The organism is Streptomyces sp. NPDC055955 (assembly GCF_042270245.1).
In the GTDB taxonomy this organism is placed as follows: domain Bacteria; phylum Actinomycetota; class Actinomycetes; order Streptomycetales; family Streptomycetaceae; genus Streptomyces.
On sequence record NZ_JBHJYS010000042.1, the window covers coordinates 1 to 17,366 of the forward strand.

The 17,366-nt window shown below is 71.3% G+C and carries 15 protein-coding genes and 1 pseudogene; 8 read left to right on the forward strand and 8 right to left on the reverse strand.

Annotated elements, in window-relative coordinates; translation table 11 throughout:
• The 5 genes from ACFC96_RS44750 to ACFC96_RS44770 form a co-directional block, all read left to right on the forward strand.
• On the forward strand, window positions 1-342 hold a 342-nt coding region (locus ACFC96_RS44750), incomplete at its 5' end, for a lactate utilisation protein LutB domain-containing protein (RefSeq protein ID WP_376618434.1).
• Window positions 339-1,001 carry a lactate utilization protein C gene (locus tag ACFC96_RS44755; protein ID WP_376618436.1) on the forward strand — a complete coding sequence of 221 codons (663 nt, stop codon included), beginning with the start codon at window positions 339-341 and terminating at the stop codon, window positions 999-1,001. The genes ACFC96_RS44750 and ACFC96_RS44755, both read left to right, overlap by 4 nt.
• An 88-nt stretch (window positions 1,002-1,089) precedes the next feature.
• Window positions 1,090-1,452, forward strand: coding sequence for a hypothetical protein (locus ACFC96_RS44760; RefSeq protein WP_376618437.1), 363 nt, complete (start codon window positions 1,090-1,092; stop codon window positions 1,450-1,452).
• 191 nt (window positions 1,453-1,643) lie between these two features.
• Window positions 1,644-2,315, forward strand: coding sequence for an endonuclease (locus tag ACFC96_RS44765; protein WP_376618439.1), 672 nt, complete (start codon window positions 1,644-1,646; stop codon window positions 2,313-2,315).
• A gap of 267 nt (window positions 2,316-2,582) precedes the next feature.
• Window positions 2,583-2,825, forward strand: coding sequence for a hypothetical protein (locus ACFC96_RS44770; protein WP_376618441.1), 243 nt, complete (start codon window positions 2,583-2,585; stop codon window positions 2,823-2,825).
• 313 nt (window positions 2,826-3,138) lie between these two features.
• On the opposite strand, the gene ACFC96_RS44775 is transcribed toward ACFC96_RS44770, so the two are convergent.
• From ACFC96_RS44775 to ACFC96_RS44790, 4 genes are all read right to left on the reverse strand, one after another.
• On the reverse strand, window positions 3,139-4,986 hold the full coding sequence (locus tag ACFC96_RS44775; protein ID WP_376226918.1) for a transketolase: 1,848 nt from the start codon (window positions 4,984-4,986) through the stop codon (window positions 3,139-3,141).
• Window positions 4,987-5,810: 824 nt separating this feature from the next.
• Window positions 5,811-6,239 carry a hypothetical protein gene (locus ACFC96_RS44780; protein WP_376618443.1) on the reverse strand — a complete coding sequence of 143 codons (429 nt, stop codon included), beginning with the start codon at window positions 6,237-6,239 and terminating at the stop codon, window positions 5,811-5,813.
• Between the two features lie 390 nt (window positions 6,240-6,629).
• Window positions 6,630-7,658, reverse strand: coding sequence for a zinc-binding dehydrogenase (locus ACFC96_RS44785; RefSeq protein WP_376618445.1), 1,029 nt, complete (start codon window positions 7,656-7,658; stop codon window positions 6,630-6,632).
• 64 nt (window positions 7,659-7,722) lie between these two features.
• On the reverse strand, window positions 7,723-8,700 hold the full coding sequence (locus tag ACFC96_RS44790) for an aldo/keto reductase (RefSeq protein WP_376259624.1): 978 nt from the start codon (window positions 8,698-8,700) through the stop codon (window positions 7,723-7,725).
• A gap of 212 nt (window positions 8,701-8,912) precedes the next feature.
• On the opposite strand from ACFC96_RS44790, the gene ACFC96_RS44795 reads away from it, so the two are divergent.
• A complete protein-coding gene (locus ACFC96_RS44795) occupies window positions 8,913-9,821 on the forward strand; it encodes a helix-turn-helix transcriptional regulator (protein WP_340458991.1) in 909 nt (302 codons plus the stop codon).
• A 199-nt stretch (window positions 9,822-10,020) separates the two neighbouring features.
• Here ACFC96_RS44795 and ACFC96_RS44800 read toward each other — a convergent pair whose 3' ends face one another.
• A complete protein-coding gene (locus tag ACFC96_RS44800; protein ID WP_376618446.1) occupies window positions 10,021-11,862 on the reverse strand; it encodes a flavin-containing monooxygenase in 1,842 nt (613 codons plus the stop codon).
• A gap of 182 nt (window positions 11,863-12,044) precedes the next feature.
• On the opposite strand from ACFC96_RS44800, the gene ACFC96_RS44805 reads away from it, so the two are divergent.
• A complete protein-coding gene (locus ACFC96_RS44805; protein ID WP_376618448.1) occupies window positions 12,045-13,106 on the forward strand; it encodes an SDR family NAD(P)-dependent oxidoreductase in 1,062 nt (353 codons plus the stop codon).
• 139 nt (window positions 13,107-13,245) lie between these two features.
• Entirely contained in the window at window positions 13,246-14,274 is a 1,029-nt protein-coding gene (locus tag ACFC96_RS44810; RefSeq protein ID WP_376618450.1) for an SMP-30/gluconolactonase/LRE family protein, read from the forward strand.
• Window positions 14,275-14,277: 3 nt separating this feature from the next.
• Here ACFC96_RS44810 and ACFC96_RS44815 read toward each other — a convergent pair whose 3' ends face one another.
• The 3 genes and pseudogenes from ACFC96_RS44815 to ACFC96_RS44825 all read right to left on the reverse strand — a co-directional run.
• The gene (locus tag ACFC96_RS44815; RefSeq protein ID WP_376259865.1) at window positions 14,278-14,934 is read right to left on the reverse strand and encodes a TetR/AcrR family transcriptional regulator; all 657 of its coding nucleotides are present in this window, start codon (window positions 14,932-14,934) and stop codon (window positions 14,278-14,280) included.
• A gap of 310 nt (window positions 14,935-15,244) precedes the next feature.
• Complete coding sequence (locus tag ACFC96_RS44820) at window positions 15,245-16,033, reverse strand: SpoIIE family protein phosphatase (protein ID WP_376618452.1); 789 nt, start codon at window positions 16,031-16,033, stop codon at window positions 15,245-15,247.
• Window positions 16,034-16,127: 94 nt separating this feature from the next.
• A pseudogene (locus ACFC96_RS44825) lies at window positions 16,128-17,363 on the reverse strand (PAS domain-containing protein); the annotation flags it as partial.
• Between the last annotated feature and the right edge of the window lie 3 nt (window positions 17,364-17,366).

Below are 17,366 nucleotides of genomic sequence, written 5' to 3' on the forward strand. Positions count from 1 at the left end.
ATCGACGCCTCACTCCCCTACGCCTCCAGCCTCTGCGGCGCCTGCTACGAAGTCTGCCCCGTCGCCATCGACATCCCCGAAGTCCTCGTCCACCTCCGGGAAAAGGTCGCCGACCAAGGAGGTCCCGGCCACCGCCTGGAGAAGGCCACGATCAAGGCGGCGGGCTGGGTCCTCGACCACCCCGGCGCCCTCGCGGCGGGCGAACGCATCGCGTCGAGGACCCGCAAACTGCACCCGAAGAAGCTGTCCGGTCCGGGCGCCGGGCAGTGGACCAACAGCCGCGACCTGCCCCGGATGCCCGCCGAACCGTTCCGCGACTGGTGGAAGAAGAACCGCGCATGAGCTCCCCCACGCCGCCCTCGCCCCGCGAGCGGATCCTGGCCCGTATACGTCAGGCACTCGCCGACGCACCCGAGACGCCCGAGCCCTCGCGCGACTATCTCACCACGCACACCATCGACGATGCGACGACGATCCTCGACCTGCTGCACGACAATCTGGCCGACTACCGGGCTGCGGTGCACCGGGTCACGGATGAAGAACTCCCCTCTCTCATAGGGACGTTGCTCGCCGAGAATGGAGTCCGCACTGTCGCGGTGCCACCGGGCCTGCCGGCCGGATGGCTGTCCCGCAGCAACGTGGAGCAACTCCCGGACGAGGCCGCGCCGGGCGGCGCCGTCCTCACGCCGTCCGTCCTCGACGCCGTCGACGCCGTGGTCACCTCCTGCGCCCTGGCCATCGCGGAGACCGGCACGATCGTCCTGGACGGCGGCCCGGGGCAAGGCCGTCGCGCGCTCACCCTCGTCCCCGATCTGCACATTTGCGTCGTCCGCACCAGGGATCAGGTCGTCGCCTCGGTACCGCAGTCACTTCCCCGGCTGAACCCCACCCGCCCGCTCACGTGGATCTCGGGACCCTCCGCCACCAGCGACATCGAGCTCGACCGGGTCGAAGGAGTCCACGGGCCGCGCACCCTGCATGTAGTGCTGCTCAGCACATGAACCCCATGCCGGTGCGGTGAATCAGTACCGGTCGGTCCGGCGCCGTGGCATCGTCCGAGGGTGGCTGTCTCGCTGCTCGGGGGGAATCGTGGAACGACCGGACGACCGCATCGCATCGGCCCTGCGCTTCTCCACGGAGCTCATCGCCTGGGTGGCCACTCCCTGGGCGCTGTGGGAGCAGTCCTGGCCGCTCGCCGTCCTGGCTGTGATGATTCTGATCGGCCTCCCCACCGTGTTCTCGACCCCCGGTGACAAGGCGCATGTGCTCGTCCCGGTGCCGGGCTCGGTCACGGTCCTGCTGGTACTGCTTCAGTTCGCCGCGGCCGTGACCTCCGCGTGGCTGGCGTGGCCCGTCTGGGCGGCAGTCCTCGTATCCCTCCTGGTCGCTGCGGGCCTCGTCACCGAACGCCGCCGCCGGCGGTGGCTGCTTTCGAGGGATCACCAGGCATGAGAACCGCCCGGCGACTCCGTGACCAGCACTCGATCAGCCGTGGTCGCCTCGACGATCAGGTCAGTGAAAGCCCACATGTCACCGGACGAACAGCCTCCGGCAGGTTTTCCCCGGTGCTCCAGGGATACCCGGACCTCAGCGTTCCCGGATCGCCACGGACTGAGCAATCACGCTGAGGAACAGCGGTGGCCATGACCGACAAGAAGAGGAACGACACCAAGAAGAACAAGGCCGTGATGGGGGAACTGCTCCGCCGCCACGGGCAGACCTACACCGCCGAAGCCCACATCCAGCTCAGGAACACACCCCAGCCGCTCTACCGGACCCTCGTACTGGCGCACCTGCTCAGCGCACGGATCCGTGCCTCCGTCGCGGTCTCGACCTCCCGTGCACTGCACGAGGCCGGGCTGAGGAACCCGAAACGCATGGCCGAAGCCACCTGGCAGGAGCGCGTGGACGCGCTCGGGCGGGGTGGCTATCGCCGCTACGACGAACGCACCGCCACCCAGCTGGGTGAGGGAGGCCAGATCCTGATCGACCGCTGGGGCGGCGACCTGCGCAGGATGCGGCAGCGGGCGGACGGCGACGCGGACGAGTTGCGGCGTCTGTTGCGGGAACTGCCGGGGATCGGCCCGCTGGGAACGGACATCTTCCTGCGTGAGGTCCAGGACGTGTGGCCGGAGTTCGGCCCTTTCGTGGACTCCAAGGCGCTCCAGGGCGCCGAGCGTCTGGGACTGCCGCAGCGCACCGCCGACCTCCTCCGACTCGCGGACGAGGCACCGCACGCGGAGCTGGCGTCGGCGCTCGTGCGCGCTGCCCTGGACAAGGAAGTCGTGGCGGACTGCCTGAACCGCGTCGCCTGACAGCAGGCTCCGCGGACATGCCTCATCGCGGGCGCCCCAGACCCGTGAGCAGGGTGTTCAAGACAGTCCTGCGATTCCACTCGATTCTGGACGCCCAGGAAAACCGTCTCCGCGCGCGGCGACGCGACGATCCTCATGTTCGTGTGGTCGCCCCCACCGCGGGCTCCGGAGACGATGGGTCGGTGATCTCGACATCGCCCTCGGCGCGTCGATTCCATCGGCCTGGGTACGCGTGTGACGCCCAGCCCGCCGAAGAAGGGAGAACCTGTGAGTGACAGCCGACCCGAAGCACCCGTTCCGGAGCCCACGCCGAGGGACATGCCCGACCAGCAGGCAGGTGCCGGCCCTGATCCCTGGGACGAGGACGACACCGGGCCGTCCGACGAAGAGCGTCCCGAGCCCGACACCGAGATCCCCGACACGGACGAGGCCGGTACGGGCCGGCGTGGCGCCCCACACGCCGGAAGCCCGAACCCCGACCACCCCGTGCCCGAGGAGTCGTCAGGCTGACGCAACGCCCGACGTGCCGGACCCGGCAGCGCGACGTACCAGTCCGGGGCCTCGCGACGTGCCACTCCGCGGCAACACGACGTACCCGTCCGTGCCAGGGCCGCCTCGAACGACGCCCGCCACCGGTTCAGGACCCCCGGCTGCCGGGCCGCACGGGCCGGGCCTGCGTCACGCTGCGCGCCGCCCGGCTGCTCAGCCGCCCGGCTGCTCACTGCGGCCGGCTCCGTCGGCGGTCCGGGGTGCGGCCGCCGCAGCGGCCGCACGAGGGCCCTCGCCGGCGGCTGACCCGCACCACGGGCTCGGCCTGCCCGGGTCAGCGCACGACAGCCGTCTCGACCAGCAGCCGCGCCGCCGCCGCGATCGACTCGGCATCGATACCGGCGGCGTGCAGTTGCTCCGCGGGACTCGCCGAGCCAGGCATCGTCCGGACGGCCAGGCGCACCAGGCGCGGTACGGGCCGGCCGTCGACGAACGCGTCGAGCACCGCGTCCCCGATACCGCCCTCCTCGCGGTGGTCCTCCACGGTCAGGAGGCAACCAGTGTTCTCGGCGGCCTCTTGCAGGGTGCGGCGGTCGACCGGCTTGACCGAGTACAGGTCGATCACCCGGACCGGGATGCCCTCACGGTCGAGCAACTCGGCTGCTGCCAGCGCCTCGTGGAGGGTGACGCCCGCCGCGACCACGGTCAGCCGGTCCTCGCCGGAGGCGCGCAGCACCTTGCTTCCCCCGATCGGGAACTCCTCCGTGGGGCTGTAGATGACGGGGGTGCCGCCGCGGGACGTGCGCAGATAGCGGATGCCGTCGAGGCCCGCCATCTCCGCGACGAGTTTCGCCGTCTGGTTGGCGTCGCACGGGTACAGCACGGTCGAGCCGTATGTCGCCCGGAACATCGCGAGGTCCTCGAGCCCCATCTGCGAAGGCCCGTCCTGGCCGATGGCGACGCCCGCGTGCGAACCGACGAGGTTGATCCCGGCCCCGCTGATCGAGGCCATCCGCACGAAGTCGTACGCACGGGTGAGGAACGCGGCGAACGTGGAGGCGTAGGGCACCCAGCCGCGCGTCGCCATCCCGACCGAGGTCGCGACCAGCTGCTGCTCGGCGATGTAGCACTCGAAGAAGCGATCGGGGTGCGCCTTGGCGAAGAACTCGGAGCGCGTCGAGTCGCTCACCTCGCCGTCCAGGGCGACGACGTTGCCACGGGCGGTGCCGACGGCGGCGAGCGCCTTCCCGTAGGCGTCGCGGGTGGCGACCTGGTCGCCGGTCTCGTAACGCGGCAGCTCGGCGTGGCCCGAACCCACGGGATGCAGCATCCGTGCGGCGGGCGGGTGGTGCACCTCGACGCGAAGGTCGCGCACGCCGCCGAGCTCGGCGATCGCTTCCTCGGGGTCCGGCAGCGGTTTGCCGTGCATCCCCTCGCGGTCCTGGACGGAGGCCACGCCCTTGCCCTTGAGGGTGCGGGCGAGGATCGCGGTCGGCTGCCCGGCGGTGGACAGGGCCTCTTCGTACGCGCGGTCGACGGCGTCGATGTCGTGGCCGTCGATCTCGACGGTGTGCCAGCCGAAGGCCTGGAAACGGCGCGCGTAGGCCTTCAGGTCGTGTCCGTGCCGGGTCGGGCCGCGCTGGCCGAGGCGGTTGACGTCGACGATCGCGGTGAGATTGTCCAGGTGCTCGTATCCGGCGTGTTCGGCGGCCTCCCACACGGAGCCTTCGGCGAGCTCGCTGTCGCCGCACAGCACCCAGACGCGGTATCCCGTACGGTCGAGCCGCTTGCCGGCCAGGGCGATGCCCACGCCGACGGGCAGCCCCTGGCCGAGCGAGCCGGTGGCCGTCTCGACCCACGGCAGCCGCCGGGGCGTCGGATGGCCTTCCAGCCGGCTCCCGAGCCTGCGGAAGGTCAGCAGTTCGGTGTCGTTGATCGCGCCCACCGCCTTGTACGCGGCGTACAGCAGGGGTGAGGCGTGCCCTTTCGAGAGCACGAAGCGGTCGTTGCCGGGGTGTGCGGGGCGATCGAAGTCATAGCGCATGTGGTGGGCCAGCAGGACGGCCATCAGGTCTGCCGCGGACATCGAGGAGGTGGGGTGCCCGGAGCCCGCGGCGGCGGAGGCGCGGACACTGTCGACACGCAACTGCTGAGCGAGTTCTGTGAGTGGATGGGGGTTCATGTCGCTCCTTCCGAGGGGTCGTCCCTTCCGAGGCATCGTCGCTTCGGAGGGTCGTCGCGCCGGTCGGTGGCTCCGACTGCTCGTGCGGGCGGTTGCCTGCTCACCACCAGGTCGTCGGTGAACAGCTGCTTGTACGCGGTGACCTGCTGCGCATACTTCCGACGTTGTCAGAGGCAACAGTTTGTTGATGTCTCAGGTGATACCCGTGGCGCGCCTGTGCCTGGCCGCCCCGGACACACGGCGGGCCGTCGGGCCCCAGCCGCGGCGGCACCTACGATCCGGTGCGGGGTGGAGCCACGGTTCGCCTCCGCATATCGCTCGCAACCCGCTTATCGCGTTTCCCCGGCAGGAGCCTCCAAACACGCCGTGGTGGCCCTGTGCCGAAGGCGTCACGAGGCGCTGGACGTGGCGTCACTCCGAAGCGCCACCCCCGACCAGGCGCCTGTCCGGCGCCGTCGTCGCCCGGGACGTCGTCACCCGGGCCGATCGGTTGCGGCCCGCACGCGCACCCCGGTGCCCGCACGGCAGCCTCGCTCCTGAACAAAGGAGTGGCGGAGCCGTTCGGCGGCCGCGGTGGCCGTCCCCTCGGTCCGCGCCGTGGCCACGGCCGAGATCTGCCGTCCTGAAGGCCCAAGTACCCCCAACCCTCTTTCGGTAAGGGCGCATTCGGCCTTCCCCTCCCGGCCGCCGTGATGAATCCGTGGGCGAAGGAGCGTCCGGCATGTCGATCCCGAGCCTCGACTGTCGCGATCACCGACTGTGGCGACCTGCTGCGCTCGACGAGGTCATCGGCGACTTCTCTCCGGCAGCCGGCCGACCGCTGCTCAGGAAGAGTTCTCCTCGGGGACCGGGAGCGGCTGCCGCCAGGGGGTGGATGTGTCGATGTCCGGTGCCTTTCCACAGATCGACTGCGCTATGTCCGTGGCTTCCGCACGGGTGGGAACAGAGACGCCGAGGAGGCTGAGGGGGGCGGAGGAAGAGGCCCGCAGTTCGACACACACGACAGGTCTGCCAGGCCGTATGGCCACGAAATCCATCCCGGCTGGATGGCTGCGCGTGCCGACGCACCAGGTTTCCGGAATCCATACGCCCCTCTGCGGGACACCGCGCAGGGCTCGCCACCAGTCGGGTTCGACCGTCACCCGGCTCACCGCGGTCAGCGGGGCGCGCACATGGCCGTGGCGAGCGGCTGCCTTCTCCCGCCATGACAGATGCACGACCAGGTCATCGCCATCAACGAAGATCCGCGCCATCGTCTGGCCTCTCCTTCCGTGGACCGGACCAGCCGAGGAGATCACCCCCACGATCACCGGCAGACCGCCGACGACGGGGACTGGGCGAACGGCTGATCTCGGGGACAGCCTCCTCACCGGAGACGAGGAGCACCACGTGCGCCGCCGGGCGACCATGTGCCACGCCGGCCATCACGTGCACCCCGAGTACCCGGCCTTCATACCGCCAACCGCTGCACAGGCACCGCCGGAACCGGCCCCTCCTGTACGGGCCGAGTACGCCGTGTACCGCCGTGCGCCGCTCCGGCTCACCCCGCTCACCTGGCTCTGCAACCGCCGGTGCGCGTTCTCGCCCTCGACGAACCCCCTCCAGGACTGGATCTGCACCCCGTGGTCGCGCATCAGGCGAGGTCAGGGGGTGATGAGGGCCTTGAGGACCCGGCGGTCGGCCATGGCCCGGTAGGCCTCAGGGGCCTGGTCGAGCGCGAAGGTGCGGTCGAAGACGCGGCCGGGTGTGATGCTGCCGTCCAGGACATCGGGCAGCAGCTGCTCGATGTAGGCGCGGGCGGGGCTGGCGCCGCCGGTCAGGGTGATGTTCCGCATGAAATCCGCCGGGCCGATCGGCCCCTGCTCGTACTGCGGGACACCGAGGCGGCTGATGGTGCCGCCGTCCAGGACCGCGCCCAGCGCGGTGTCCAGCGCCTGGCGCGTGCCGACGGCCTCGATCACCTTGTCCACTCCCCCGGTCAGGTCACGGATGCGGGCGACGCCCTCCTCGCCGCGCTCGGCGACGACGTCGGTCGCGCCGAAGTCGCGGCCCAGGTCCGTGCGCGGTGCGTGGCGGCCGGCGATGACGATCCGCTCGGCCCCCAGCCGCTTGGCGGCGATGACGGCGCACAGGCCCACCGCGCCGTCCCCGACGATCAGCACCGTGTCCCCGTGGCCGACGCCGGCGGTGACGGCGCCGTGGTGGCCGGTGGTCATGACGTCCGACAGGGCCAGCAGCGACGGCAGCAGCTCCGAGTCGGCGGCGACCGGCAGGGTGACCAGGGTGCCGTCGGCGCACGGCACGCGGACGGCTTCACCCTGGCCGCCGTCGACGCCCTCGAAGCCGTACCGGCCTCCGTTGCGGCAGGAGATGTGCAGGCCCCTGGCGCAGTAGTCGCAGGTGTTGTCGCTGTACGTGAACGGGGCGACGACCAGGTCACCCGCCTTCAGGCCGGTCACGTCCGCGCCGGTCTCCTCCACGACGCCGAGGAACTCGTGCCCCATGGGGCGGCCGGTGTCGGTGGCGGGCATCGAGCCGTAGGGCCACAGGTCGCTGCCGCACACGCACGCGGCGAGCGTGCGGACGACGGCGTCGGTCGGCTGGACGATCTTCGGGTCGGGCCGGTCCTCGACGCGGACGTCTCCGGCTCCGTACATCACTGCTGCGCGCATGGGAAGGGTGCTCCAAGAGGTAGGGGTGGGCGCCGCCGGCGGCGGCAGGGTTCGCAAGACGTGATCAGCGTTCGAGCATCTGCCGTCCGGCTTCCGTGTGGGTCTCGCCCGCGGCCGGCGGAAGGCTGCCGAGCAGGGTGAGCTGGTCGTCGGTCAGCTCGATGGCGTCGGCGGCGGTGTTCTCCTCGACGCGGTGCACTCGCTTGGTGCCCGGGATCGGGGCGATGTCGTCGCCCTGGGCGAGCAGCCAGGCGAGCGCGACCTGCGCGGGCGTGGCGCCGGCCTGCTCGGCGACTGCCTGGACCTCGTCCGCGATGCGCAGGTTCCGCTGGAAGTTCTCGCCGGTGAAGCGGGGGTTGCCGTGCCGGAAGTCGCCCGCCTTGAATCCGTCTGTGGTACGGATCTGCCCGGTGAGGAAGCCGTGGCCGAGCGGAGCGAAGGGCACCAGGCCGATGTTCAGCTCACGCAGGACGGGCAGGATGAACTCCTCGATGCCGCGCGTCCACAGCGAGTACTCCGACTGCACCGCGGTGACCGGGTGGACGGCGTGGGCGCGGCGGATGGTGTCCGGGCCGGCTTCCGAGAGGCCGAAGGCACGGACCTTGCCCTCGGCGACCAGCTCGGCGACGGCGCCTGCGGTCTCCTCGATCGGCGTGTTCGGGTCGACGCGGTGCTGGTAGTACAGGTCGATGTGGTCGGTGCCGAGGCGCCGCAGGGATCCCTCGACCGCGGTACGGATGTTGGCCGGGGTGGAGTCCGGATTCCACGCGCCCGCTCCGGCGTGCGAGACCATGCCGAACTTCGTCGCCAGCACCACTTGGTCGCGGCGGCCCTTCAGCGCCCGGCCCAGCAGTTCCTCGTTGGTGTAGGGACCGTAGATCTCGGCGGTGTCGATGAACGTGACGCCCAGCTCCAGTGCCCGGTGCAGGGTCCGGACGGACTCCGCTTCGTCGGTGCCGGAGTCGGTGTAGCCGTGGGACATGCCCATCGCGCCGAGACCGATCCGGGAGACCTCCAGGTCGCGCAGCTTGATGTAGTGCATCGGGTATCTCCGGTTCGTGACGTGCCGGCAACTCTCACTCGCCCGCCGGGCGCGATCATGCCTGTTCGACCGCTCGCGGGCGCGGTGCCGGTGTGTTGTGCCTTCACCGTCGCCCAGATTTCGCGGGTGTGGCAGGGCGGGCTCTTCAGGGGTAACGACAGGGCCCCCCTCGTACCTGCGCCGTAGGTCGAAGCGGTGTGAGACTGAAGAACATGGCATCCGAGAGCGCGCACAGCGAAGGCGCCGAGCTGGGCCGCTTCCTGCGCGCCCGCCGCACCCAGACCAGCCCCGGGCACGTCGGCCTGACCGTCGGCGCCGGGGTCCGCCGCACCCCGGGACTGCGCCGCGAGGAACTGGCCACCCTCGCCGGCATCAGCATCGACTACTACGTGCGCCTGGAGCGCGGCAAGGAGACCCGTCCCAGCCCCGCTGTCCTCGACTCCCTCGCCCGCGCCCTGCGCATGGACGACCAGGAGCACCAGCATCTGCGCGAGCTCGCCGCCCGTGCCGCCCGATACGCGCCCGAGCCGCCGCCCTCCCCCAGCCGTACCGTGCGCCCGCACCTCAAGCTGCTGCTCGAGTCGCTCCGGCCGAACCCGGCGTACGTCATCAGCCGCAGCATGGACATGCTCGCCTGGAATCCGGGCGGCCTCGCCCTCTACGCGGGCCTGGACGACTGGCCGCTCAAGCAGCGCAACCTCGCCCGCTACCTCTTCCTCCACCCCGCCGCCCGCGGCCTCTTCACCGACTGGGACCGGCAGATCACCGGCTGCGTCGCCCGCCTGCGCGCCGTCTCCGGCACCGCGCCCGACGCCCCCGACCTGACCAGCCTGGTGGGAGAACTCCTCCTGAAGAGCCCCGACTTCGCGGGTCTGTGGGAACGCTACGAAGTGACCGGGCGCAAGCCCGCGCAGAAGACGTTCCACCACCCCCAGGTCGGCACGCTGACTCTCACGTCGCAGTCCCTGCACGTGGAGGGCACACCCGGCCAGCGCATCGGCGTCTACACCGCCGAACCCGGCAGCCCCGACCACGACGCGCTGCTCCTGCTCGACATGACCGCGCCCGCCTCGCCCGGCTCCCGTTCCGCGCAGGAAGGTCCGACCCGCCGACAGAGCTGATCGCTCCGCCTGCTTGTTCGAGCCGGTGGGCGGGAGGTCTCCTCGGTCAAGTCCGCTCAGGAGTGGGCGGCTTGGCTCGACCGATCGGGTCAGGGAATTCCCTCAGGGGAAGCGCAGGCCGGATTCCGCTTCCCCTTCCGGGACGAGGGCGGCCGCGGTCCCGTCGCCGTACGGGAACTACCGCAGCCTCGGCGTGGGTTCAGAGTGAGGCTGACCGGTCGACGCGCCCCGCCGAGATGGTGGCCTTGGCCCGGAGGGCCTCGGCGATGTTCTCCTCGCGCCAGTTGCGCAGGAGGTCGTGGAAGGCGACGGCGCCGTGCGGGTAGGCGGTCGGACCGTTGGGGCGGCCGCGACCCTCGCGGTTGTAGTAGCCGGGGGTGCACTCGGCGTGGAACCACTCATGGTCGGGGGCGCCCTTGGCACAGACGTCGACCCACGCGGCCTCGGCGTCGGGGGTGGGCTCCACGACGGCGTTCTTCTGCTCCGCGGCGGCGACCAGGGCAGCGGCGTGCACGGCCTGTTCGTCCAGGATGTGCGTGAAGTTCACGCTGCTGGCGTTCTGCAGCGAGCCCATCTGGATCAGGTTCGGGAACCCGTTGCTGGTGAAGCCGTGCAAGGTACGTGGGCCCTGCTTCGCCCTCGCGTGCAGGAGCTGGAGTCCGCCGCGGCCGGTCACGGGCAGTTCACCTGAGGTGACGCCGGAGACGCCCACGGAGAACCCGGTCGCGAACACCACGCAGTCGACCTCGTACTCCACCCCGCCGACGACGACTCCGCGCTCCGTCATGTGCTCGATGCCGTGGGTGTCGGCGGTGTCCACGAGAGTGACGTTGTCCCGGTTGAACGCGGGGAGATACGTGTCGGAGAACGTGGGGCGCTTGCACGCGTACCGGTACCAGGGCTGGAGGGCCGAGGCCGTGGTCGGGTCGGTGACCTCGGCGGCAACCCGCTCGCGCACCTGGTTCATCGTGGCGTGGTCGGCGGCCTCGTAGGCGGCCTCGAAGTCCGGCTCGCCGTCGCGGCGGAAGCTCGGCAGGAGCTTCTCCAGCAGGGCGGCCGACGCCGTCCAGCGGTCGGCGACCAGGTCCCGCTCGGCACCCTCCCCGGACGCTATCCGCAGGAAGTTGTCCCGGCGTTCGGCCGCCCATCCCGGACGGTCCGCGCCGACGTCCTGGGGTGTCATGCGCCGTTGGCCACGCACATCCACGGCGGACGGGGTGCGCTGGAATACGTACAGGTGCCCGGCGTCCTCGGCCAGCATGGGGATGACCTGTACGCCGGTGGCACCGGTGCCGACGACGGCGACCCTCTTGCCGGCCAGGCCCGTCATGCCTCCCTCGGGACTGCCGCCGGTGTACCCGTAGTCCCAGCGGGAGGTGTGGAAGGTGTGGCCCCGGTAGTCCTCGATGCCGGGGATGCCGGGCAGTTTGGGCTCCGTCAGCGTGCCGGTGGCCGTGATGACGTAGGTGGCGCGGAACGTGTCGCCGCGGTCGGTGGCCACCCTCCACTGCTGGGCGGCCTCGTCCCAGGCCAGGGAGGTGACGGCTGTCGAGAAGAGGGCGTCCTCGTACAGCCCGAACTGCTCGGCGATCCGCACCGCGTGACGGCGGATCTCCTCTCCGGGCGCGTACTTCCACTCGGGCACGTATCCGGTCTCGTCGAGCAGCGGCAGGTAGACATGCGACTCGACGTCGCAGTGGATGCCCGGGTAGCGGTTCCAGTACCAAGTGCCCCCGAAGTCACCGCCCTTGTCGATGACCCGCACCTTCGCCACGCCCTGCCCGCGCAGGCGGGCGCCAGCCAGGATCCCGCCGAACCCGCCACCGACGATCGCGACGTCCACCACGTCGCGCAGCGGCTCGCGCTCGGCGACGCCGTCGACGTACGGGTCGGTGGCGAAGTAGCCGAACTCCGCGTCCGTGGAGCGGTATTGGCTCGGGCCTTCGGGGCGTACACGGCGCTCACGCTCAATGCGGTAGCGCTCGTGCAGGTCGGCGCTCTCCTGCGGGGTGGGCGGGGTGTCGCACTGCGGCAGGGTCATCTGGCGGGTTCCTCTCGTGGGGGGAGGTGCGCTGATCTCCGCGTGGGTCGGGGCCTGCCCTCGCGAGGCGTCCCACGCGGTCACCGGTACCGTAACCCAAGAACCGGACAACACTGTCCGGTTGCGGTGCGGGTCCTCCGTCACACGGTCCCGCCCGAGCGCCACGACACGAAGGGCCCGCGATGTCGAACCTCACCCCCGCTTCCCCGCTGCGCGACTGGCTGGCGGATCCCGCCGCCGGGCGGATCCTGCGCGGACTCCTGGCCTCCCAGAGGCAGAGCGAGCAGGCCCTGGCCCCCGCCCTCGGCCTGCCGCTGGAGCAGCTCGTGAAGATGTCCGGCGGGAAGTTCCCGCCGGAGCTCGTGGACACGCTGGTCACCGCCGCCGAGACCGGTCAGGTCCCCGAAGGCCTGCCCACCGCTCCACCGGCCGATTCCGCGACGGTCGTGGAACCCGACCCGGGCATCGAGACAGGCACCCCCGAACCGTGGACCGAACAGGTCACGCCCGGCCGCTTCAGCGGCCAGACCGTCGTGGTCACCGGTGCCGCCTCCGGCATAGGAAAGGCCGTCGCCTCACGCATCGTGCGCGAGGGCGGCCGCGTGATCGCCGTCGACGTCTCCGCCGACGGCCTCGCGGCCCTTGCGGCCGACCTGGGCGAGGCGGTCGTGCCCCTCACCGCCGACATCACCGCGCCCACGTCCGCCGACGCCGTGCTCGCCGCCGCGGCCGGTCGCGTGGACGCCCTGGCGAACGTCGCCGGCGTGATGGACGACGACGCCGCGGTGCACGAGGTCGACGACACCGTCTGGGATCGCGTCATGCGCATCAACGTCGACGGCCCCATGCGCCTGATGCGTGCCGTCGTGCCGGGCATGCTCGCCGCCGGCGGCGGCCGGATCGTGAACATCGTCTCCGAGGCCGCCCTGCGCGGCTCGGCCGCCGGCGCCGCCTACACCACCTCCAAGCACGCCCTGGTGGGCCTGACGAAATCGTCGGCCTTCCAGTACGCGGGCACCGGCGTGCAGGTCAACGCCGTCGCCCCGGGCGCGGTGGCCACCGGCATCCATGTCCCCTCCGCCGCCCCGTACGGTTCGGCCCGCACCGCGAAGATGCGTGTCGCGATCCCCGGCCTCGCCATGGCCGAGGAACTGGCCGCATCGATCACGTTCCTGCTCAGCAGGGACGCGGTGAACCTCAACGGCGCGATCCTGCCCTCCGACGGCGGCTGGTCGGTCGCCTGACAGCCGTCCGGGAGCCCGGGAGCGGAACCAGCCCCATGGCAGGGCCCAGTCGCCGAACTCCCGTGCCACGGCCCGAGGTTCGCCTCCTGCACGTCACGACGTCCGGGCATCCGGGCGACAGGAAGGAGCACATCACCGTATGACCACGTCCCGTACGCCCCGCGTCCTGGCGGGTCTGGCCGCCCTCGGCCTCCTGACGCTGACCGGGTGCGGCCCCCAGACCGCCGCCCCGGCCGCGAAACCCGCGTCGTCCGGCGAGGGCAGAGTCATCCGGGCCACCCAGCTCGCGCACGTGACCGACGTGCACGAGGCCACCGGCATGACCCTGCTGGAAGGCCCGGTCCTGGTCGACGACGGCAGCCTCTACGTCGTGGACGTCACCGCACCCCCGGGCGAGCCCAAGCTCATCTCCGTCGATGTCGCCACCGGCCGGCACGAAGGCGTCTACACCGACAGGACCGGTGCCTACACCTCCGCGCAGATCAGCCCGCACGACCACCGCCTGTACCTGACCGACTTCGCCACCGGTTCGATCGTCAGCGTCGCGCAGGACGGCTCGCAGCCGCGCACGTTCTTCTCCGGTGAGGTCGACGGCTCCAGAATGACGCCGGACGACATCGCCTTCGACGACGAGGGCAACGTGTACGTGAGCGACGCGCACGGCACGGAGCCGGACGAGACCGACGGCCGCATCGTGCGCATCGACCGTGACGGCACGAAGACCACCGTCCTGGCCGACGGGCTCGCCCAGCCCAACGGAGTCATGTTCGACCCCGAACTGCGCGGTCTGTGGATCAGCGAGCTCGCCGAGGACACCATCTCCTACCTGTTGCTCGACGCCGGCAAGACCGCTGTGACGTCCCGGCACGAGGCCATCCACGTCGACGGCGGCCTGGCCCAGACCGACTCCATCGCCGTGGACGCCGACGGCAATCTCTACCAGGCGCTGCACGGCCGGCCCGCCATCGCCGTCTACAGCGAGTACGGGGCGCGCCTGGCCACCGTCGAGGTTCCCGCCCCGAGATCCGAGGGTCTGAAGTCGGCGACCAACGTCGCGATCACTCCGGGCGGCACGAGGGCCTACATGACCGTCAGCGGCCCCGCCGGCGGGTACGTCTTCACGTTCCCCTCACTGGCCAAGGGCGTCCGCCAGTCCAACGGCGGCTGACGGTCACTCGTCGACGACCGCCTCGCAGGGTCGCAGCGGTCCCACCTCGACGCCGAGCAGTCGCCAGGCCGCCAGGGCGACGCGCTCGCGCTCGGCCGGGGTGGGGCCTGCGACGGCGCCGGAGACCATCGCGACCGCGAGCATGACGTCGTCGGCGGACAGACGATGCCCGGCGGGCAGGCACCGGGCCAGGACACCGCGGACGCGCTCGGACAGCGCGCGGGCCTGCTCGCCGTCGCCGCGCACGCGCAACAGGTCGACGAACGCCGTCGAGCGGGTCAGGTGCCAAGTGACCACGCCCAGAACATCCTTGAGACTCGCGCCCGGCTCGGCGCCGGCCCGCTCGATCTGCTGGACGTTCTCGTCCAGAACGGCGGAGGCCAGTGCGAAGCGGTCGGCGAAGTGCCGGTAGAGGCTGCCCTGCCCCACCCCCGCGCGGCGAGCGACGGCGGACAGCGGGGCGTTCAGGCCCTGATCGGCGAAGACCTCGCGCGCGGCGGCGATGAGAGCGGCCCGATTGCGGGCCGCGACCCGCCGCCCCTGGTTGGCCGGACGGCTCCGGCCCGCGGCGCCGCCCCCGTCGGAGCCCGCGCGGTCGCCCCGCACCACGGCCGAGCCCCGCGCGGCCGGCAGCGGATCCTGGGGCTCGCTGGGGTTCATCACCTTGGCAGCGTAGTACGAGCACAGCGCGCACCGGCCCGGCAGCCCATCCGCCCCCCCCACCGCGCTTTCGCAGCTCAGACCGCGCCGGCGCCGGAAGACTCCCCCGAGCTGCGCATGGGCCTGACGCCGGTCCACCGGGTCACCAACCGTCCAGCGGCGCGGGAAGCAGCCGCATCATCGAAGGCGGGGGCCGGCCGTCCGATGGAGCGGTCGGCTCAGGGAAAACCTGTCATCCGAGCGCCCAGAAGCCGTGGACCGTGCGGCGGCGCATGGCAGTCGGCTGCTTCACCGTGGCGACGGAGCACTTTCATTCGGTCCGGCTGGGGAGGGACTGCTGCGACCAGACCGTCTTGCCTCGTGCGGCGTAGCGCGTGCCCCAGCGGTAACTCATGCTCATCACGAGATACAGCCCTCGGCCGCCTTCCTCGGTGTCGTGGGCGCGGCGCATGTGGGGCGAGGTGTTGCTTCCGTCGGTGACCTCGCACGTGAGGTGCCGGTCACGGATGAGCCGGAGACTCACCGGGCCCTCGCCGTACCGGATGGCATTCGTCACCAGCTCACTGATGATCAGTTCCGTTTCGAACGTGATGGCCTCCAACCCCCAGGCGGCCAGCTGTCGTCCGGCCAGAGCCCTCGCCGCGGCGACCACCGAGGGATCGGAGGGCAGGTCCCAGTGAACCGCCTGGTCGTCCGAGAGGCCGCGGGCGCGTGCCAGGAGCAGGACGGCGTCGTCCTCGGCCTGCTCGTCGGCCAAGGCGTAGGCGATGGCATCGGCGGTCTCGGACAGGGCGCGGTCCTGGTGGGTGAGCACGCGACGAAGCGTGTGGGCCGCCTCGTCACTGCCCGCGAGCAGTCCGTCGGTGTACAGGCACAGGACGGCGCCGTCGTCGAGGCCGTACGTGGCTGTCTCGTACGTGCCGTGGGCCGTGCCGAGCGCGGGGCCCACGTCGACCTCCACGGTGGCGACCTCTCCTTCCGGCGAGACGAGCAGCGGCGCGGGGTGCCCGGCGGAGGCGAGGGTCAGGCGGCGCTTCACCGGGTCGTAGACGGCGTACGCGCAGGTGGCGACCCGTCCGCGGGCCGGGGGTGCCGTCATGCTGGTCCGACGCGTCGGCGTCGGCGTTCTCACTGGCGAGCCGGGCAGCGATCTCGTCGAGATGGGTCAGCAACTCGTCCGGCTCCAGATCGAGTTCGGCGAGCGTGCGCAGGGCGGTACGGAGGCGCCCCATCATGGCCGCGACCTCGATCCCGTGTCCGACGACGTCGCCGACGACGAGTCCCACCCTTGCTCCGGACAGTTCGATCACGTCGAACCAGTCCCCGCCCGCGCTGACGGGCAGGTACAGATGCGCCGTCTCGACGGTTGTCAGTTCCGGCGTACGGCTCGGCAGCAGATGCCGCTGGAGGGCCATTGCCGTGTTCCGCTCCCGTGCGTAGCTCGACGCGTGGTCGATGCCGAGGGCGGCCCGGGAAGCGACCTGAATCGCAAGATCCAGGTCCTGCTGTGTGTACGGCTGGGGCTGCCCCGAGCGGTAGAGCGTGACGACACCGAGCACGGCATCGGATACGACGAGGGGCACGGCCATCAACGAGTGGACACCCGCGGCGGCGAGTGCACGCGCGTGCTCGGACAGCTCGGGTGGCCAGACCCCGTCGGCGTCCAGCCGCGAGACCAGCCGGGGCGTGGCGTCCTCGAGGCTCCGTGTGAAGGGGGTGGCCAGGGACAGCGTCTCAAGGATCGTGCCCCGTTCATCTACCGTGCCTTGTCCGTCGATCACATCCCGTTCCCCGGCATGTGTCGAGGTCCCCTTCAGGAAGGCCGCGCGGCGCAGCGGCTCTCCGGCGTCGACCCGTCCCGCACGGTGGGGATCACCTCGCAGTACCGCATCCAGGAGGTGCACCGCCACCGCGTCCGCGAGGGCCGGCACCAGCACGCTTGCCAGTTCGCGGGCCGTCGTCATCGCATCCAGCGTCGTGCCGACGGTCCGGTAGGTGTCGGAGAGGAGTTCGAGCCGCGCCCGGGCCGCCTCACGTTCGGTCACGTCCTCGACCGCCATGAGCACGCCGGGCTGCCCGTCGGCCGCGTCGTCCACGTGGAAGATGGACACCGAGACCGTCACGTCCTCGTCCGATCGAGTCGCCGGCCCCTTCAGGGTGTGCCGTAGCAGGGGCCGCCCCGTGCGGAGGGTTTCCTGAGCGAGGGCGGCGAGCTTCGTGGTGTCGAGGCCCGAACCGAACTCTCCGAGCGTCCGCCCGATCACCCGCTCGGCGGCGATGCCGCGCAGGCCACGGGCCGATGTGTCGTAGCGACGCACACGCAGATGTTCGTCGAGAAGGAAGAGGCCGAGCGGTCCCTGCGTGAACAAGGCTTCCAGTACGGCCGTGTCCGATGCTCCCGTGCCGGGGTAGGGGCCGGCGTCCACCACGTG